This window comes from Streptomyces bauhiniae (assembly GCF_004784475.1).
Taxonomy (GTDB): domain Bacteria; phylum Actinomycetota; class Actinomycetes; order Streptomycetales; family Streptomycetaceae; genus Streptomyces; species Streptomyces seoulensis.
The window spans coordinates 374,841-393,850 of the sequence record NZ_SRRT01000005.1 but is presented as its reverse complement, the minus strand read 5'-3'; the positions used below and the strand labels follow the sequence as shown (position 1 = coordinate 393,850).

Annotated in this window: 16 protein-coding genes; 5 read left to right on the top strand and 11 right to left on the bottom strand. The window is 73.1% G+C overall.

Annotation, left to right across the window (positions count from 1 at the left end; genetic code table 11):
- Nucleotides 1-1,065 (bottom strand): histidinol-phosphate transaminase, encoded by a 1,065-nt coding sequence (locus tag E5083_RS18675; protein ID WP_425276737.1) that lies wholly within the window; start codon nt 1,063-1,065, stop codon nt 1-3.
- A complete protein-coding gene (locus E5083_RS18670; protein WP_135786827.1) occupies nt 972-1,952 on the bottom strand; it encodes a hypothetical protein in 981 nt (326 codons plus the stop codon). The genes E5083_RS18675 and E5083_RS18670 overlap by 94 nt, the downstream gene beginning before the upstream one ends.
- 312 nt (nt 1,953-2,264) lie before the next feature.
- Here E5083_RS18670 and E5083_RS18665 point away from each other — a divergent pair, with 312 nt between their 5' ends.
- From E5083_RS18665 to E5083_RS18650, 4 genes are all read left to right on the top strand, one after another.
- Entirely contained in the window at nt 2,265-4,004 is a 1,740-nt protein-coding gene (locus E5083_RS18665) for an AMP-binding protein (protein WP_135786826.1), read from the top strand.
- On the top strand, nt 4,004-5,929 hold the full coding sequence (locus tag E5083_RS18660) for an FAD/NAD(P)-binding protein (RefSeq protein ID WP_208754100.1): 1,926 nt from the start codon (nt 4,004-4,006) through the stop codon (nt 5,927-5,929). The genes E5083_RS18665 and E5083_RS18660 overlap by 1 nt, the downstream gene beginning before the upstream one ends.
- Nucleotides 5,926-7,317, top strand: a complete 1,392-nt coding sequence (locus E5083_RS18655; protein ID WP_135786824.1) for a nitrosuccinate lyase — start codon at nt 5,926-5,928, stop codon at nt 7,315-7,317. Before E5083_RS18660 ends, E5083_RS18655 begins: the two co-directional genes overlap by 4 nt.
- A gap of 81 nt (nt 7,318-7,398) precedes the next feature.
- Entirely contained in the window at nt 7,399-8,133 is a 735-nt protein-coding gene (locus E5083_RS18650) for an isocitrate lyase/PEP mutase family protein (protein ID WP_135786823.1), read from the top strand.
- Nucleotides 8,134-8,190: 57 nt separating this feature from the next.
- Here the strand turns inward: E5083_RS18650 and metK are convergent, their stop codons facing one another.
- The 5 genes from metK to E5083_RS18625 form a co-directional block, all read right to left on the bottom strand.
- Nucleotides 8,191-9,378 carry a methionine adenosyltransferase gene (gene metK, locus E5083_RS18645; RefSeq protein WP_135786822.1) on the bottom strand — a complete coding sequence of 396 codons (1,188 nt, stop codon included), beginning with the start codon at nt 9,376-9,378 and terminating at the stop codon, nt 8,191-8,193.
- A 70-nt stretch (nt 9,379-9,448) separates the two neighbouring features.
- Complete coding sequence (locus E5083_RS18640; protein ID WP_135786821.1) at nt 9,449-10,420, bottom strand: aldo/keto reductase; 972 nt, start codon at nt 10,418-10,420, stop codon at nt 9,449-9,451.
- Between the two features lie 42 nt (nt 10,421-10,462).
- Nucleotides 10,463-11,317 carry an NAD(P)H-binding protein gene (locus tag E5083_RS18635; protein WP_135786820.1) on the bottom strand — a complete coding sequence of 285 codons (855 nt, stop codon included), beginning with the start codon at nt 11,315-11,317 and terminating at the stop codon, nt 10,463-10,465.
- Between the two features lie 28 nt (nt 11,318-11,345).
- Nucleotides 11,346-12,407: a ParB/RepB/Spo0J family partition protein gene (locus tag E5083_RS18630; RefSeq protein WP_244317556.1), complete on the bottom strand. Its 1,062-nt coding sequence runs from the start codon at nt 12,405-12,407 to the stop codon at nt 11,346-11,348.
- 532 nt (nt 12,408-12,939) lie between these two features.
- Nucleotides 12,940-13,305, bottom strand: coding sequence for a YybH family protein (locus E5083_RS18625; protein WP_135786819.1), 366 nt, complete (start codon nt 13,303-13,305; stop codon nt 12,940-12,942).
- Between the two features lie 102 nt (nt 13,306-13,407).
- On the opposite strand from E5083_RS18625, the gene E5083_RS18620 reads away from it, so the two are divergent.
- Nucleotides 13,408-14,319: a LysR family transcriptional regulator gene (locus E5083_RS18620; RefSeq protein ID WP_135786818.1), complete on the top strand. Its 912-nt coding sequence runs from the start codon at nt 13,408-13,410 to the stop codon at nt 14,317-14,319.
- A gap of 59 nt (nt 14,320-14,378) precedes the next feature.
- Here the strand turns inward: E5083_RS18620 and E5083_RS18615 are convergent, their stop codons facing one another.
- The 4 genes from E5083_RS18615 to E5083_RS18600 all read right to left on the bottom strand — a co-directional run bounded on the left by E5083_RS18615 (nt 14,379) and on the right by E5083_RS18600 (nt 18,981).
- On the bottom strand, nt 14,379-15,947 hold the full coding sequence (locus E5083_RS18615) for an MFS transporter (RefSeq protein WP_135786817.1): 1,569 nt from the start codon (nt 15,945-15,947) through the stop codon (nt 14,379-14,381).
- A 37-nt stretch (nt 15,948-15,984) separates the two neighbouring features.
- On the bottom strand, nt 15,985-17,406 hold the full coding sequence (locus tag E5083_RS18610; protein ID WP_135786816.1) for an FAD-binding oxidoreductase: 1,422 nt from the start codon (nt 17,404-17,406) through the stop codon (nt 15,985-15,987).
- 131 nt (nt 17,407-17,537) lie between these two features.
- Nucleotides 17,538-18,137: a 4'-phosphopantetheinyl transferase superfamily protein gene (locus E5083_RS18605; protein ID WP_135786815.1), complete on the bottom strand. Its 600-nt coding sequence runs from the start codon at nt 18,135-18,137 to the stop codon at nt 17,538-17,540.
- The gene (locus tag E5083_RS18600; protein WP_135786814.1) at nt 18,130-18,981 is read right to left on the bottom strand and encodes an alpha/beta fold hydrolase; all 852 of its coding nucleotides are present in this window, start codon (nt 18,979-18,981) and stop codon (nt 18,130-18,132) included. Before E5083_RS18600 ends, E5083_RS18605 begins: the two co-directional genes overlap by 8 nt.
- Nucleotides 18,982-19,010 lie beyond the last annotated feature (29 nt).

The window sequence follows — 19,010 nt, the reverse complement described above, 5'->3', positions numbered from 1 at the left end:
TCAGGTGAGCTGCGCCGCGACCCGCAGCACGGCGTCGTTCGCCTCCGGGGTGCCGACCGTGACGCGAACGCCCTCGCCGGGGAAGGCCCGTACGGCGACCCCGGCCCGGGCGCACGCCTGAGCGAACGCCGTCGTGCGCTCGCCCAGCGGCAGCCAGACGAAGTTGGCCTCCGACGGAGTCACCGGTACCGCCAGCGCACTGGTCAGCCGGTCGCGTTCCTTGACCACCGCCTCCACCCGCTCCAGCAACTCGTCCTCCGCCGCCAGAGAGGCCAGGGCGGCGGACTGGGCGAGCGCGTTGACCCCGAACGGCACGACCGTGTGCCTGATCCGGGCGGCCGCCTCCTCGTGCGCCACCGCGTAACCGACCCGCAGCGCGGCCAGGCCGTACGCCTTGGAGAAGGTCCGCAGCACCACCAGGTTCGGCCGGCTCCGGTACAGCTCGATGCCGTCCGGGACCTCCGGGTCGCGCACGAACTCCCGGTACGCCTCGTCCAGCAGCACCAGGACGTTCTCCGGCACCCGGTCCAGGAAGGCTTCCAGCTCGGCGCGGGTGACAGCCGTACCGGTGGGATTGTTGGGGTTGCAGACGATGGCCAGGGCGGTGTGCGGGGTGATCGCGTCGGCCATCGCCGCCAGGTCGTGCCGCTCCTCGCGCAGCGGCACCCGTACCGAGGTGCCCCGGCAGATCTCGGTGAGGTGCGGGTACGCCTCGAACGACGGCCAGGCGTACAGCACTTCGCCGCCGTCACGGACCACGGCGTGCAGCAGATGGTGGGTGACGCCCACCGATCCGGCGCCGGTCACGATGTGGGAGCGCGGCACCCGGTGGCGGGCGGCGAGGGCGTCGACCAAGTCGGTCACCGTGCGGTCGGGGTAGCGGTTGAGGCCGCCGGCCGCCTCCGCGAGCACGGTCCGCACCGAGGGCAGCGGCGGGTAGGGGTTCTCGTTCGCGGCCAGCGCGTGACGGGTCATGGACGCGTTTCTCCTGGGGTCGCTCGAGGGCGCGGGGAATTCCCGGATTCCGGCCCGGCCGGGGAATGATCGCTCAATGCCATGAGATATCCGAGCTGGAGCCGGTGCTGCGCACCGTAGTCCTCTTTCAGGCGCGCCACATGGCTTTGCAGTGAACGCAGACTCAAACCCAGACGCCGGGCTATCTCTTTGTCCGAGCGGCCCTCGATCAGGAGCTTCCGGATCGATTCCCGCATGTCCGGGATCACTTCTCCGGCGGCCTCCGCGGCGCGCACCGGGACGAACGGAAACGGTTCGGCGCGGTCCCACTGCCGGGTGAACACGTCCGTGAGGAAGTCGACCACGGCCGGTTCCCGGACCAGCACCGCGGTCCGCCGGTCCCGGCTGCCCGGGAGGAACGCCGCCGACCGGTCGATGATGATGAGCCGCTCGAAGAACTCCGGCAGTGTGCGGACCTGGACACCGAACTCGGTCACCACCTTGACGTATTGCTTGGTCGGCTCGTCGAACCGTGTGCTGTGCTGGTAGAGCGTCCGCATGGCCACCCCGGCGGCGAGCTGCCGGCGTACCGAGGCGAGCGCGTCGCGCAGCACCGAGGGCGGGCGCGAGCCGTCCGGCTGGGCGGTGAGGATCTCCTCGCGGGCCCCCGCCAACTCATTCTGAATGGCCCGGTTGATGTCCGGAAGGCCGTTCAGGTACCGGAAAGCGGAGTTCACGCCGCCGGTTTCCCCGCTGTCCGGACGGGTCCCGGTGGTGCTTCGCCGCTCCCGGGGCGCCCAGTCGGCCTGTTCGGCGACGGCGCGCGAGAGGCCGCTCAGGGCCTCGGCGACGTTGCGCATGGTGGTGCGGTAGTCCGGGACGTCCTCGGTGAGGCCGGCCGAACAGGCGGCTATCGCCTCCTGGAGCGGTCCGGGACCCTGCTCCTCCAGCGGCGTCCCGGTCATTTCCGTGCCCGATTTACGCTGAGCTGTTTCCATTTCAATCCTTCGTTTCACGGCACTGCGCCGACCCGAAGCATGTTAGGTCTTTTGTGTTCGTTCGCCGACGGGCGACCGTTGTTCCGTCGGAGGATCGAACCGCGAGCCCCACGGGAGCTCGCGTATTCCCCGCACCCTGATTTTCGATGCCTTTACCGAAGAGGGGGAGACATGAACGGCGTAATCACCGGCTTTTCGCTGCGCGGGTCCGACGACGTCGGCTGGAACCGGTTCGGCCCGGAGTGCACCACCGCCTGACCGGCGGACGTCACCACCGCGCCCGGCGGCGCGCCCGACGGGAGGAAACCGAGCGTGAGGGCCGTTGAGACCGTCCTGCGCAGACATGCCGAGGACGGCGACCGGCCGCTGGTGGAGGTGACGGCCGAGGACGGCACCGCCGTCGTCCACTCCTACCGCGAGATCACCCGCGCCGCCCGCGCCCTGGGCGACCGCCTGGACCCCGGTCCCCGGCACCGGGTGGGCATCCTGTGCGGCGACACCGCCGAAGCCGTCGTCGCCGAACTCGCCCTGCTGGCCCTGCGGGTGACCGGTTGCCCCGTGCCGCCCGGAGCCTCCGCGCGCACCGCGGCCGCCCTGCTCGCGGACGTCTCCGCCGTCCTCGCCGACGCCCGCGGCCTGGCCCTGCTGGCCGCCTGGGCGGACCGGGACGTCCTGCCCGAGGGCTGCCCGGTCGTCCCGGTCGACCTCGCCGCGCTCACCGACGCGGCGCCCGGCGCCTACCGCGTCCCCGACGACGACCGGGACTGGATCTGCAAGATCCTCCCCGCCTCGGCGGGCTCGGCCGGCCGGGTCGGCATCCGCGCCCATGCCGTCGGCGCCCATCTCGACGCGCTGCGCGCCGAGTTGCCCGCCGGAGCCTTCGCCCGCTGCGCGGTCACCGTCCCGCTGGGCGCCCTCGCCCACCAGGTGGCCGCCACCCCGATGGCCCTCGCCGACGGGGGCTGCCTGCTGCTGCCCCCGCGCGGCATCCCCGCCACCGCCCTGCCGGAGTGGACGGCCACCGTCCGGCCCACCGCGCTCGCCGTCACCCCGCCCGCCGCGACGGCCCTGATCGGCGCCGCCCGCACCGCGCGCCGCGAGGGCAGAGCCGTACCGGCCGCCCTGTTCGGCACCCCCGGCGTACCGCTGCTGTGGTGCGGCACCGAGGTGCCGCACCCGCTGCTCCGTGAGTGCGAGGGCCTCGGGCTGCCGGTGTACGCCGGGTACGGGCTGGCCGGCAACACCGGCGCCGTGAGCTGGAACACCCCGGCCGCCCGCAGGTCCGGCACGGTCGGGCGGCCGCTGTCCCATGTCCGCGCCGAGATCGGGCCGGATGGCGAACTCCTCGTCAGCGGAGATGGGCTGGCCGTCTCCCTGGGCTCGGACGGGCCCTCCGACGGCTGGCTGCACACCGGGGTGCGGGCCGCCATCGACGCCGACGGGTTCGTCCACCTCGTCCGCCCAAACCCCGCCCGGCGCACCGGGGAACCGCTGACCCCCGAGATCGGCCGCCTGCTGTACTCCCTGGTCCGCTCGCTGCGCGCGGACTGCGTGGTGGCCTTCGACGGCACCGCGGACGGCTCCCTCGACCAACTCGCCGCCGGGGCACGGGCCAACGGCGCCGGGCACGTCGTCGGCCATGTGCCCGACGCCCACCGGGCCGCCGACACCCGCGCCCGGCTCACGGCCGCCGGGCTCGCCCCCTGGGCCGAGGTCCGCCACGCCGGTCTGCACGACCTCGGCCGCGCCCCCGCCCCGGTCGACCTCGCCCTGCTCGACTGCCGACCCGACCTGACCCTGCCCGCGCTCACCGCGCTGGAGGGGCGGATGCGCCCCGGCACCATCGTGCTCGCCCTGGGCTCCGCCCCCACCGGCCCCTACCTCGACCGGGTGCGCGACGGCGCGGACTACCTCTCCATGCCCCTGCCGGTCGCAGCCGGGGTGGAGGTCTCCATCCGGCTCACCCCCGGCCCCCGCCCACCGCCCCGCTCCCCGTCCGGTCCCCGGACCGGCCACGCCCACTCCACAGCCCAGCGGAGAGTGAACCCTTGATCAGCACACCCTCGGAGATCTGCGTCGTCGGGGCGGGACCCCGCGGCGTGTCCGTCCTGGAGCGGCTGCTCGCCCAGGAACGCAAGTCGCCCTCGCGCGAGCGGCTCACCGTCCACCTCGTCGACCCCTCGCCCCCCGGGCCGGGCCGGGTCTGGCGCACCGCGCAGTCCTCGCACCTGCTGATGAACACCGTGGCCTCCCAGGTCACCCTGTTCACCGACCACAGCGTCGACATCGTCGGCCCGGTCGAGGACGGCCCCAGTCTGTACGAGTGGGCGCGCCGCCTCGCCGCCACCGGCACCGCGGACGAGGCGATCGCCGCCGAGGCCCGCGCCCTCGGCCCCGACTCCTACCCGACCCGCGCCTTCTACGGCCACTACCTGCGCTGGGTCTTCCGGCGCCTCCTCGCCACCGCCCCGGCCCACATCACCGTCCGGGTGCATGCCTCGCGCGCCGTCGCCCTGGACGACACCGGTCCCGTGCCGGGGGGCCCGCAGAGCGTGCTCCTGGCCGACGGCACCAGGCTGACCGGGCTCGACGCCGTCGTCCTCGCCCTCGGTCACCTCCCGAACCAGCCCAGCGACGAGATACGCCGGTTCGCGGACTTCGCCGCCACGCACGGGCTGACCTATCTGCCGCCCGCCAACCCCGCCGACCACGACCTCTCCGGCATCGGCGCCGGGCAGCCGGTGCTGCTGCGCGGGCTCGGCCTCAACTTCTTCGACTACCTCGCCCTCTTCACGCTCGGCCGGGGCGGCTCCTTCACCCGGACCGGCGACCGGCTCGTGTACCGGCCCTCGGGCGAGGAACCCCGCATGTTCGCGGGCTCGCGGCGCGGAGTGCCGTACCACGCGCGCGGCGAGAACCAGAAGGGCGCGCACGGGCGCCACGAGCCACGGCTGCTGGACCAGGACAGGGTCGCCGCCCTGCGGGAACGCGCCCGGCGCGGCGAGCGGTTGAGCTTCCGTGCCGACCTGTGGCCGCTGATCGCCCGCGAGGTCCAGGGCGTCTACTACGCGGCCCTGCTCACCGCGCGCGGGCAGGACGCCACCGCCTTCGCGGACGCCTACCCGCACGTCCCGGAGAGCGAGGAGGACGCCTTCCTCGACGCGGCCGGCATCGGCGCCGCCGACCGCTGGGACTGGGCGCGCATCGCCCGGCCGTACGGAGAGCGGGAGTTCGGCTCCGTGGCCGACTACCGCGCCTGGCTGCTCGGGCATCTGCGCCAGGACGTGGCCGACGCCCGCGCGGGGAACGTCACCGGCCCGCTGAAGGCCGCCCTGGACGTGCTGCGCGACCTGCGCAACGAGATCCGCCTCGTCGTCGACCACGACGGCATCGACGGCGCCTCCTACCGCGACCAGCTGCACGCCTGGTACACCCCGCTCAACGCCTTCCTCTCCATCGGCCCGCCCGCCTCCCGCATCGAGGAACTCACCGCGCTGATCGAGGCCGGGATCGTGGAGATCCTGCCGCCCGGCCTGCTCGTGGACACCGCCGACGACGGTCCCGCCTTCGTGGCCCGCACCCTCGGCGGGGCGGATGTCGCGCCGCCCTTCGCCGCGCTCATCGAGGCCCGGCTGCCCGAGCCCGACCTCTTGCGCACCGCCGACCCGCTGCTGCGCCACCTGCTGAGCACCGGCCAGTGCCGCCCGCACCGGATACCCACCGCGCACGGCGGGGTGTACGAGACCGGTGGCCTCGACGTGTCGACGCGCCCCTACCGGCTCGTCGACGCCGCCGGACGCGCCCACCCCCGGCGCTTCGCCTACGGAGTCCCGACCGAAGCCGTGCACTGGGTCACCGCGGCGGGCATCCGGCCCGGCGTGGGCTCCGTGACGCTGGAGGACTCCGACGCCATCGCGCACGCCGTACTGTCCCTGCCCGCGCCGGTGTCCGCCGGACCGGCGGAGGTGACGGCATGAGCGCCGGGCTCGACGTCGGACTGCTGTCCCCGGTGCGGGCCGGGGTGCCGGTGGAAGAGGCGACCGGGGACCTGGCGTGGCTCCAGGCCATGCTCGACGCCGAGGCCGCGCTGGCGCGGGCCCAGGCCCGGCTCGGCGCCGTACCCGCGTCGGCCGCCGCCGTCATCACCGAGACCGCCGACGCGCGCCGGCTGGACGCCCGCGCGCTCGCCCTCGCGGCCCGCGAGACCGCCAACCCGGTGGTCGGGCTGGTCCGCGCCTTCACCGCCGTGGTCGCGGCTGCCGACCCGGCCGCCGCCGAGTACGTCCACCGGGGTTCCACCAGCCAGGACATCCTCGACACCGGCACGACGCTGGTGGCCGCCCGTGCGCTGCGTCTCACCGTCGCCGATCTGCGCGCCACCGCCGAGGAGCTGGCCCGCCTCGCCGGGGAGCACCGGGACACCGTCATGGCCGGGCGCACGCTCGCCCTGCACGCCGTGCCCACCACCTTCGGGCTCAAGGCGGCGGGCTGGCGGTCCCTGGTGCTGGACTCCGCCGACCGGCTCGGCCACGTCCTGGACCACGGCCTCCCGGTGGCGCTCGGCGGCGCGGCGGGCACCCTCGCCGGCTACCTGGAGTACGCCCGCCTCGACGGAGCCACCGGCGCCGACGACCCCGGCGGCTACCTGGACGCCCTCACCGCCGCCTACGCCGACGAGACCGGCCTCGCCCGGCCCGTCCTGCCCTGGCACGCCCTGCGTACGCCGGTGGCCGACCTGGGCGCCGCGCTCGCCCACACGGCGGCCGCGCTGGGCAAGATCGCGGTGGACGTACAGATACTGGCCCGCACCGAGGTCGGCGAGGCGGCCGAGCCCGCCCCGGGCGGCCGGGGCGCCTCCTCCGCCATGCCCCACAAACGCAACCCGGTGCTCGCCACGCTGATCCGCTCGGCGGCCCTCCAAGTGCCGGTGCTGTCGGCCGGGTTGACCCAGTGCCTCACCACCGAGGACGAACGGTCCGCGGGCGCCTGGCACGCCGAATGGACCCTCCTCCGCGAGGCCCTCCGCCTGACGGGCGGCGCGGCACACACCGCGCTCGATCTCGCCCGGGGCCTCACGGTCCACCCCGACCGCATGCGCGCCAACGTCGGCCTGACCGGCGGCCAGATCGTCTCCGAGCGCGTGGCGGCCGTCCTGGCACCCCGGTTGGGCAAGGCGGAGGCGCGGCGCCTGCTGAGCGAGGCGTCGGAGCGGGCGGCGGGCGAGGGGGTGCCGCTGGGCGAAGTCCTGTCGAACCTGCCGGAGTTGACGGGCCTGCTGGATGGGCCGGAGTTGTCCGACCTGCTCGACCCGGCGCAGTACTCGGGAGCGGCGGGGGCGTTGGTGGACCGGGCGCTGAAACGCTGACGGCGACGCGGGACGTACGCGGCCCCCGGTGCCTACGCTGGCGGCTGCTCGTTCGTGGTGACCGTCTTCAGGAGGCGACCTGTGTCCAGCCGTACCCGGACCGAGGAGTTCCGCGCGCTGCATCAGCGGCCCGAACCCGGTGATCCGCTGGTGATCCCCAACGTCTGGGACGCGGTGAGCGCCCGGGTGTTCGCGGATGCCGGGCACCGCGTGCTGGCCACCTCCAGCGCCGCTGTCGCCGCCGTGCTCGGGTATGCCGACGGGGGCGCCGTCCCGGCGGACGAGGCGTTCGAGGCGCTGGCCCGGATCATCCGCGCCGTCGACGTCCCGGTGACCGTCGACATCGAGGACGGCTACGGGCTCGCCCCGGACCGGATCGTGGAGCGGCTGCTCGGCGTCGGCGCGGTCGGGTGCAACCTGGAGGACACCGACCACGCCTCCGGCAAGCTCAAGGACGCCCGCGAACACGCCGACTGGCTGGGGGAGTTCGTGACGGCCGCCGAGGGCCGGGTCGTGCTCAACGCCCGCGTCGACACGTTCCTGTACGGCGCGAGCGACGCGGAGGAGGCGATCCGCCGGGGCCGCCTGTACGCCGAGGCGGGGGCGGACGTGGTCTATCCGATCCTGGCCCCGGCCGAGTTGCTGCCCGAGCTGGCCAAGGGCGTCCCGGCCCCGCTGAACGCCCTGTACCTGCCGAACGGGCCGGCCCCGGCGGAACTGGGCCGGCTGGGCGCCGCCCGCGTCACCTTCGGCGGGGGACTGCACCAGCGGGCCGAGGCCGCCCTCACGGAGATCGCCCGCACCCTGCCCGCCTGACGCCCGGCACAGCACATGTGCCCCGCCCACGTCCTGGGCGGGGCGCATGTGCTGGAGCTAGAGCCCGGCCACCGCGCGCAGCGCCTCCGCGCGGTCCGTGCGCTCCCAGGTGAAGTCCGGAAGCTCACGGCCGAAGTGGCCGTACGCCGCCGTCCGGGCGTAGATCGGCCGCAGCAGGTCGAGGTCCCGGATGATGGCCGCCGGGCGCAGGTCGAAGACCTCGTCGATGGCCTTGCCGATCACATCGACGCCGACCCGGTGCGTGCCGAAGGTCTCGATGAACAGGCCCACCGGCTCGGCCCGCCCGATCGCGTACGCGACCTGCACCTCGCAGCGCCCGGCGAGACCGGCGGCCACCACGTTCTTGGCCACCCAGCGCATCGCGTACGCGGCACTGCGGTCCACCTTGGACGGGTCCTTGCCCGAGAAGGCACCCCCACCGTGGCGGGCCATGCCGCCGTAGGTGTCGATGATGATCTTCCGGCCGGTCAGCCCCGCGTCGCCCATCGGACCCCCGATGTGGAAGCGCCCGGTGGGATTCACCAGCAACCGGCAGCCCTCGGTGTCGAGTTCGATGCCGTCCTCCGCCAGCCGCGCCAGCTCCACGTCGACCACGTTCCGGCGCACCTCGGGCACGAGCAGGTCCGCCAGCGAGACGTCCGCCGCGTGCTGCGCGGAGACGACCACCGTGTCCAGCCGGACCGCCCGGTCCCCGTCGTACTCCACGGTGACCTGGGTCTTCCCGTCGGGCCTGAGGTACGGCATGTTCCCGGAGCGGCGCACCTCGGTCAGCCGCTGGGCCAGCCGGTGCGCGAGCCGGATCGGGAGCGGCATCAGCTCAGGGGTCTCGTCGGTCGCGTACCCGAACATCAGGCCCTGGTCCCCGGCGCCCTGGGCGGCCAGGAGGTCCTCGCTGTCCGCGTCGACACCGCGCGCGATGTCGGGGGACTGGGCGCCGATGGAGACGGACACCCCGCAGGAGGCGCCGTCGAAGCCCTTCGCGGAGGCGTCGTAGCCGATGTCGAGCACGGCCTCGCGGACCAGGGCGGGCACGTCGGCCCAGGCCCGGGTGGTGACCTCGCCGGCCACGTGCACCTGGCCGGTGGTGATCAGGGTCTCCACGGCGACACGCGAGCGCGGGTCACGCGCCAGCAGCGCGTCGAGGACCGTGTCGCTGATCCGGTCGGCCATCTTGTCGGGATGGCCCTCGGTGACGGACTCCGAAGTGAACAGACGGCGGGGCATGACACTCCTCGGGTTGCAGCGGCTGCTGACGGTGCGGGGGTGGCCGGGCGGAGGTGGCCCCGGCCGGGTGTCACCAGGCGTACGCCTCGGGCGCGGGCCGGTGACCGGGGAAGATCTCGTCGAGCCGGGCCAGTGCCTTCGGCTCCAGCTCGACGTCGAGCGCGGCGAGCGCGCCGTGCAACTGGGCCAGGGTGCGCGGGCCGACGACGGGCGCGGTGACGGCGGGGTTGGCGAGCAGCCAGGCCAGCGCGACGTGCCCCGGCTCCTGGCCCAGCTCGGCGGCGAGGTCCTCGTACTCCTGGATCTGCGGGCGCCTGGTCGCCAGCGCGGCAGCGGCCCGCGCCACCGTGCGCCGCACGCCCCGGCGCTCGTCCCGCAGCACCCCGGCGAGCAGGCCGCTGTGCAGCGGGGACCAGGGGAGCAGCCCGATGCCGTAGCGCCGGGCGGCCGGGATCACCTCCAGCTCGACGGTGCGCTCCAGGAGGTTGTAGTGGGACTGCTCGCTCACCAGACCGGGCAGGTGCCGGGCACGCGCGGTCTCCTGGGCCTCGGCCAGGTGCCAGCCGGCGAAGTTGCTGGAGCCGACGTAGACGATCTTTCCCTGGGTCACCAGGACGTCCATGGCCTGCCAGATCTCGTCCCACCGGGTGGACCGGTCGACGTGGTGCATCTGGTACACGTCGATGTGGTCGGTACGCAGCCGCCGCAGGCTGGCCTCGACCGCCCGGCGGATGTGCAGCGCGGACAGCCCGCCCTCGTTGGGCCAGTCGCCCATGTCCGAGTACACCTTGGTGGCCAGCACCGTCCGCTCGCGGCGGCCCCCGCCCCGTGCGAGCCAGTTGCCGATCACCGTCTCGGTCAGTCCGGGGTGCTCGGGCCAGCCGTACAGGTCGGCGGTGTCCACGAAGTTGACGCCCGCGTCCAGGGCGGCGTCCAGGATGCGGTGGGCCTCGGCCTCTTCGGTGTGCACCCCGAAGTTCATGGTGCCGAGGCAGAGCCGGGAGACGCGCAGACCGCTGCGGCCGAGCTGGGTGTACTCCATGACGTCCTTTCGGGGCGGGCCGGGTCCCTCTACGGGCCTGGGTCAGCGGAAGTCGCCGGCGTGATCGGCGGCCCAGCGGGCGAAGGTGCGCGCGGGCCGGCCGGTGAGGTCCTCCACGGCCGAGGTGACCGGCAGGGCGGTCGCCGGGTCGGCCTCGGTCTGCGACCACTCGTTCAGCAGGTCCGCGACGATCCCCGGCCGCAGGAAACGCTCCGCCCCGGACCGCCAGACCTCCGGGTCGATCCGTTCCACCCGCAGCGGCCGTCCGCTCGCCTCCGCGATCGCGGCGACCTGCTCCGCCTGCGAGACGGGCGCGGGCCCGGTGACCGTGTACCAGCGCCCGTGGTGGCCGTCCGTCCGCAGCGCGGCCACGGCCGCCGCCGCGAGGTCGGCCTCGTGGACCACCGGGCAGACGGCGTCCGGATGGGGCAGCCGCACCACCCCGTCCGCCCGCGCGCCCGGCGCCCACCACAGCGCGTTGGTGGCGAAGGGCGCCGGCCGGAGCACCGTCCACCGCTCCGGCCCGTTCTCCGCGAGCGCGGTCTCGGCGGCCCGGTACCTCGGATAGACCCAGGAGGCCCGGTCCCGAGCGGTGTGTCCCGCGGCCCAGGCCCCGGTGAACAGCACCACCTTCTCCACGCCCGCGCGTTTCGCCGTCGCCGCGAATGCCGGAATGGCGTCGAGCACCGGGAAGAGGAATACGGACGACACCCCGTCGAGTGCCGGATAAAGACTTTCCGGATCACTCAGGTCACCGCGTACGACACTCGTCCCGGAAGGAACGTCCGCGTTTTCCGGATCACGGGTCGATACACGTACGTCTTCGCCTGCTGCCAGCAGTTCCCGCAATACATGGCGGCCTGTCTTGCCGGTGGCACCGGTCACCAGAATTGTCATGCGGAGAGCATAGGGAGAATCGCTGGATTCAGGCGATGGTGTTCACCGCCCCCCGTCCGTCGACCGCGCGGGCCCGCTCCTCCAACTGCTGGGCCGCGTCCCGCCAGGAGGCCGCGCATTCCCGGGCCGCGGCCGCGACCTTGGCCGCGCAGTGCGGCGGAATCCGGTCCACCAGTTCCTCCCAGCGCCGGTTCGCCAGCGCGTGGGTGTCCAGCAGCCGCAGCAGGAACCGGCCGTGCTCGGTGAGCCGTATCGACGGGTCCCGCTTGAGCAGCAATAAGGTCTCCGCCAGCGCGAAGGCGGTCACACCGCCCTGGTCCGGATTCCGGGACGCGGGCGCCGGGGCGGCCGGCCTGTGCACCGGGCCGCCGGACGGCCGCCCGCCGAGGGTCGGACTCGCGCCCTTCTGCACGCGCTCGCGCACATCACGGGCGGTGGCCAGGGACAGGCCGCTCTCGCGGGCGATCTCCCGCAGCGTGGCCTGCGGATGGGTCCGGGCGTATTCACCCGCCAGCCGGCGCCGTTCGGAGTTGTCCACCGGGCGCGACCGGCCGTCCCGGCCGATCCGGGCGTTCAACTGAGGAATTGCGTCACCCGAACGACGCCGGATCGAGCCCACCGTCTTCGGCGACAGACCGGTGGCGGACGCGATCATCCGGTCCGACCAGTCCGGGTGCGAGCGGATGATGCGCAGCGCCGCCGCGTTGCGGTCGGCGCGGGTCAGTGGCAGCCCGTGGTGGGCGTTGCGCTCCACCGCCAGCAGGAACGCGTCCTTGGCGGTGCCGTCGAAGTACTGCACGTCGATGTGGGTCTGCCCGTTGAGCCGGGCGGCCCGCAGCCGGTGGACGCCGTCGATGACGCGGAGCGTGGCGCGGTGCACGATGATCGGCGGCAGCGGTGAGACGCACTGCGCCAGGTGCCGGACGTGCTCCTCGTTCTCCCCCGATATACGGGGGGAGTCGTCGGTCGACAGCGACTCGATCGGCGCGCGTGTCACCGGCAGGCTGTCCGCCTGCGCGTTCCACATTTCCGCCGACTCACAGATCACCGGGGCGGCCAGGTGAATTCCTCTGGTTTCCGTCACAGCCATTCTCAATCTCCTGTTCATATGTCCGTACGGGGGGCATAAAGATGTGAGATTGACGCGCGTGGTCACAGACCGGTCGACCGGTTCGGGACACCCGTGAGGGTGCCGACAGGAACCGGGGACGGTGTTTCTGGGCGGTCAGCGACCGTGCGCGAATACCCGGCCGTAACAACAGACCGGGGATACACGAGAGCCCGGCCGCCGGTGGTGCGCCGCGCTCAAGGGGCGGCGTGGACCGAGTGGGCCGGGCTGGAAGGGGCGGCTCCGGAAAAGGACCCGCCGCGCCGAAAAGCGGCGCCGAGTATCGCGTATCACTGTGAAGAGCCTCCCCCGTTTGGCTCTGGACCTGCTGCCGTGCACCATATCCGGTGCCGGTGAATCGTCAACGCGCGATCAGGGAAATCATCCGGACGGGAACCGGTGCCTCGTGGGAGACAACAGGTTTTTCGGCCGGGCGTTCCGTGTCGCGCACCGGGCGCCAGCCGTGTGGTGGCCGGTGGCGCCCAGGCGAGGATGGCCAGAAAACGACAGGCCGTCAGCTCGTCGGCGGGCGGAACTCCGGCTGGTCGATGACGCGCAGCCAGCTCCCGTCCGCCTGGCGCTTGACTACCTGCGCGCGGGCGCCGGAGCCGTCCTTGGGCGGCGTGGCGGTGAGCGCGATGTCACCGAACACCAGCGTGGGCAGGGGCTCCTCGGGCTCGAAGTGCGGCCCGTTGGACAGCACCTTCTCCCAGAGCTGGCGGATCGCCTCCCGGCCCACCGTGGTGCTGCCGGGCGGGTAGGCCATCACGGCCTCCTCGTCGTACAGCGCGGCGAGGCCGGCGGCGTCACCCGCGTTGGCGCGCTCCACGAAGAGGCGGGTGAGGTCTTCCGGCTTCAGGGCCTTCTCGTTCTCGGACACAATCATCCTTTCCTGCGGTCCGGGTACCAACGTGGCAATTTTCCGTCATTGGCCGAGAACAAGTCCAATCAATCATCCGGATCGGCGTTATAATTTGGAGTTATGGAGATCAGGCAGCTCAGGTACTTCATCGCCGTGGCACAGGAAGCCAATTTCACCAGGGCCGCGGAGCTGGTGCATATCAGCCAGCCTGGGATCAGCGCCCAGATCCGCCAGCTCGAGAACGATCTCGGGGCCACCCTGATCGACCGCTCCGGCCGCAGTGTGCAGCTCACGGCCGTCGGCGAGGTGGTGCTGGCGCACGCCAAGTCCGTGCTGTCCTCGATGGACTCGCTGCGGCAGGCCGTGGACGAGATGAACGGTCTGGTCCGGGGCAAGCTGGTCGTCGGCATGGTCACCGCCTGCACCGTCCAGCCGTTGTTCGACGCGCTGTCCGGCTTCCATCTCGCCCACCCCGGCGTCGAGATCAGCCTGCTCGAGGACGATTCCGCCAAGCTGGTCGAGTACGTCCGCGAGGGCACCGTCGACCTCGCGCTGATCGGCGCCGCCCATCGCGCGCCGGAGGACCTGGACGGCTGGCAGGTGATCAGCGAGCCGATCGTCGCCGCCGTGCCGCACGAGCATCCGCTGGCCGAAAAGGACGGGGTCACCCTCGCGGAACTGAGCGCCTTCCCGCTCGTCTGCCTGCCCGAGGGGACCGGTATCCGGGCGACGCTGGACGAGGCGTCCGCCGCGCTCGGCCTGACTCCCACCATCGCCCTCCAGGCGAGCGCGCCCGGCGCGGTGATGCACCTGGCCGAGCGGGGCCTCGGGGTCGCGGTGCTCTCCGAGTCGATGACCGGCCACCAGAAGGGGCTCAAGACGGTCGCCATCACCGACGCCGACGTGCCCGCGGTGCTGGCCCTGATCTCCGCGCCGACCAAGAGCCCCGCCCTGCGCGAGCTGCTGCTGCACTGCCGGCAGTCCTTCGGTGAGCCGGCCTCGACGCAGGTCGCCTCGATGAGCGGGGCGTGACCTGACCATACGAAAACGGGCCCGTCGGCAACCGACGGGCCCGCTCACGTGCAGTGGGTTCAGCTCTCCGCCGCCACCGGCGACTGACCGGGAGCGTCCTTCGCCTCCGGCTTCGGCTGCTGGGCCGCCTGGAAGTCGGCGGGCCGGATCAGCACCAGGGCCAGCACACCGCCGAGCAGGGCCAGGCCGGCCGACACGGCGAGCAGGGTGTTGAGGCCGTCCACGAACCCGGTCGTGGCGATCTGCTGCACCTTGTCCCCGTACTGCTCCGGCACCAGCCGCACCGCCTCACCGGTCTCGCCGCCGCGCGTGAGCGCGGCCAACTGGTCGCTGCGGCCCGCCAGTTCCGGCACCCCGCGCAGTCCGTCGCGGAACCGGTCGCTGATGACACCGGCGAAGGTCGAGCCGAGCACCGCGACACCCGCGCTCACACCGAGCTGACGGAAGGTGCCGTTCACGCCCGACGCCATGCCCGAGCGGGAGAAGTCCACGACGCCCACGGCGGTGGAGGCCAGCGGCGGGTTCACCAGACCGGCGCCGACACCGCCCAGCACCAGACCGGGGATGAAGTGCTCCCAGCCGCTGGACTCGGTGATCCCGCCCATCAGCAGCAGCGCGGCACCGACCAGCAGCAGCCCGACCCCGATCATGTAGCGGGGCTGCACCTTGGCGCTGAGCCGCCCGGCGATCAGGGAGGCGACCAGCATCGACAGCGAGGCGGTGAGCAGCCGCAGACCGGTCTCCAGCGAGGAGTAGTTCAGCGCCTCCTGGAAGTAGATCGCCAGGAACAGGAACATCGCGAACAGCGAGCCGTTCATGGCGAACGCGGCGATGGAACCGCCCACGAAGGTGGGGATGCGGAACAGCCGCAGGTCGAACATCGGCTGCTCGGACTTCGCCTCCACCAGCAGGAACGCGAGCAGCAGCGCCGCGCCCACCACCAGACCGGTCACCGCGCGGCCGTCGCTCCACTCGGTCTCACCGGCGCGGATCAGACCGTAGACCAGGGTGGCGAGGCCGCCGGTGAGCAGGACGAAGCCGGGGTAGTCCAGCTTGCGGGCGAAGGGCGACTTCGACTCGTCCACGCGCAGCGCGATGATCAGGGCTACGATGACACCGATCGGCACGTTGACCAGGAAGATGCCCCGCCAGCTAATGCCGCTGGAGATCAGACCGCCGGCCACCGGGCCGATGGCGGAGGCGAGGCCGGTGACCATGCCCCACACGCCGAACGCCATGCCGCGTTCCTTGCCCTGGAAGCTGCCCGCGAGCAGCGCCAGACCGGTGGCGAACATGACCGAGCCGCCCACGCCCTGGAGCACCCGGGACATGATCAGCATCAACGGCGACTGGGCCACACCGCACAGCAGCGAGGCGACCGTGAACAGGGCCACGCCGATCGCGTAGAGCCGCTTGCGCCCGAACCGGTCGGCCAGCGTGCCGCTCGTCAGCAGGAAGGAGGCCAGCGCCAGCGCGTAGCCGTCGATCACCCACTGCAGGTCGGCGAAGCTGGCGTTCAGGTCGCGCTGCACATCGGGCATGACGACGTACACGATGGTGGTGTCCAGCAGGAGCATGAACGTCCCGCCGCACACCCCCAACAGGGTCCACCATTTCTTTTCCATCATCGTTCCTTCTGCTGCCTGAGCGGTCGGCCGCGGCCCGTCAGCGGGGGCCGGGGGAGGGGTTCGGCGGGATGTTGTGGTTCAGCCGGAAGAGGTTTCCGGGGTCGTGGGCGGCCTTGATCCGGCCGAGGCGCGCGTAGTCGTCGGGCTCGTACGCCCGGCGCACCTGGTCCGGGGTGGCGGCGGCGCCGTAGAGGAAGTTCAGGTTGCGGCCCGTGGTGCGCGGGGACAGGGCGTCGGTGAGCCGGGTGTGCGCGGCGCGGACGGTGTCGGCGGTGTCGTCGGTGACCCGGTCGAGCACCGCGAGCAGATAGCGGGCCGAGCGGTGGCCGACGGAGTTCGGCACACGCGGCGCCTGTGCCAGGGCACCGCCCAGATGGCGCACCTCGACGATGCTGGTGATCGGCGCGTCCGGCCCGGACAGCTCCAGCACGGTACGCACCGCGCCCGCGTCCAGCCCGCTGAGCATCGCGTTGGTCCCGACGTACGCGGCCGGCGCCACCGGGTCGTTGTGGATGGACCCGGACTCGGTGTACGGCAGCTCGCGCACCGAGTCCGCCAGCCGGGGGCCGAGCGCCCGCAGCGGGGCGACCAGCCGCTCCCCGTACGCCGCCTCGCCCAGGTAGGCGATCCGGACGTGCACCACGTACCGCCCGCGCAGCGGCGGGGGCAGGGTCGGCGCGTCGGGCAGCGGGACCAGGGCGAGGGAGGAGGTCATCTCCTCGGGGACCGTCTCCGTCCAGCGCAGGTAGGCGTTGAGGACGCGCTCGGCCGAGGCGCCGTCGAAGTACAGGGCGCCGCCGTAGAGCCGGGACACGGGGACCAGGTCCACTTCGAGGCCGGTGACCAGGCCGAAGTTGTCGCGGCCGCCGCGCAGCGCCCAGAACAGGTCGGGGTCGCTGTCGGCGGTGACCGCGCGGGGCCGGCCGTCGGCGGTGACGCATTCCACGCGCCGGACGTGGTCGGCCGCGTACCCGAACTTCCGGGCCAGCAGGCCGATTCCGCCGCCCAGGGTGTAGCCGACCGCGCCCACGTCCGGGGCACTGCCGCTGAGCGGGGCCAGCCCGTGCGGCGCGGCCGCCTCGACGACCTGCTTCCAGCGCACGCCCGCGCCCACGAAGGCGGTACGGGCGGCCGGGTCGACGCGCACCTCGGTCATCCGGCGGGTGCTGACGAGGACCCCGGTGTCGGCGGGCAGCGCGGGCGCGTGCCCGGTGGCCTGCACGCCCACCGGGAGGTCGCGCGCGGCGGCGAACTCCACCGCGAGCTGGACGTCCTTGGGCTCGGCCGCGCCGACGACGAGCGCCGGGCGGTGCGGGCGGTGGGTCTGGTAGCGGGCGCGTTCCTCGTCGTAGCCGTCCTGGCCCTCGGCGAAGAGCGGGCCGCCGACGCGCCCGGCCAGTTGCCGGGCGGCCGCGCTCAGGTCCTCGCGCGCGGTGGGCGGTTCGGGGCGAGCGGGCACGGGCCGTTCCTTTCGTCGAGGGACGACAGTGCCGCTGACGGGGGTCGCTGCGGCACTGCCGTCCCAGTCATGGTCCCGACGATGCGATCAGAAGTCCAAGACCTAGTTTTTCTGGGATACCGAACTTTTGGTTATGGATCAGCGGTGACCGCCACAGCCAGCGCGAACGCCGGCGCCGTCAGCTCACCGACCAGCGCGTACCGGTCGCCGGCCCGCGCCCACAGCCGCCCCTCGCGCAGGCCGAGCCGCACCCGCCAGAACAGCCCGCCATGGGCGTCCGTACACTCCGAGAGCGCCTTGAAGGCGGCCTCCTTCGCGGCGAACAGCCGCCGCAGGCCCGGCGGATCGCCCTTCGGCCACAGCTCGGCCCGCTCCCGCTCGTCCAGCAGGAACCGGTGCAGCTTCAGGTCCGGGCAGCGTGGCTCCAGGTCCACGCCCACTCCGCGCGCGCCGGGCGCGACCGCGGCCACCGCCAGCGCGGTGCTGTGGGTCACCGAGGCCGGGAACCCCGCCGGACACACCGGCGCCCCGCTGTACGCGCGGCCCACCGATGTCACCGGGCTGCCCGCGCGCCGCAGCGCCGCGCCCACCGCGTCCCGGCCGGCCCGGTGCTGTGCCGCGCCGGTGCCCGGCGGGGCGACCGGGGCGCTCGCCAGCACCACCCGCCGGACACGGCCGGGGCTCCCGAGCAGCCATGCGCTCGGGAGCCCCGGAAGCGGTGTCTCAGTCACCCGTCCCGGCGACCCGCTCGATGAACGACTCCACCTCCCGCTGGAACCACTCGGGCTCCTCCAGGAAGGCCAGATGCCCGCCGTCCGGCACGGTGACGGTGACGGCGTCCGGGAACAGCCCCACCATCTCCCGTACCGCGTCCGTGGACAGCGAGAAGTCGTCCCCGCCGACGAACAGCAGCGTCGGAGCGGCCACCTTGGTCATGATCTGCGGGTCCAGCGGCGCCTTCACCGACACCGCGAGCCCGGCGCGCAGGGACTCCACGGTGTGGATGCCGAGGAAGTTCTGCTTGCGGCCCATGAACCCGATGGGCCCCGCCTCCTCCACCGCCCGGTCGCCGGAGACGAGCGGGTACAACTGCTCGTACAGCACGCCCAGTCCGGACGTCTCCAGCGTCTTCAGCCAGGACTTGGTGATCCGGCGCAGCCGCTGCGGGCCGTGCGGGCTCATCGCCGGCCCCGCCAGGATCAGGCCCCGCACCCGGTCCGGGTGGGCCACGGCGAAGTCCCGGCAGATCAGCGTCGAGAACGACGTGCCCACCAGGATCGCCTTCTCCAGGCCCAGCCCGTCGAACAGGGCCTTGAGGTCGCTGATGTGGTCCTCCCACACCGGCTCGCCGGGGTGCGGGCTGGAGTCGCCCTGGCCGCGCAGGTCGTAGGAGGTGATCCGGGCCCTGGTGGCCAGCTTCGCGGTGTAGGACCGCCAGGACTTGCGGTCCATGAAGAAGTTGTTGACGAGAACGATGTCGGGTCCTGACCCGCGTCGCTCGTACGCTATCCGGATGTCGTCGCTCACCTGGATCTCGCCGGTCTCCAGGGCGTCGTCGACAGTCGTGTCGGTCATCGGCTCACTTTCGGCACAGGAGGGCGGGC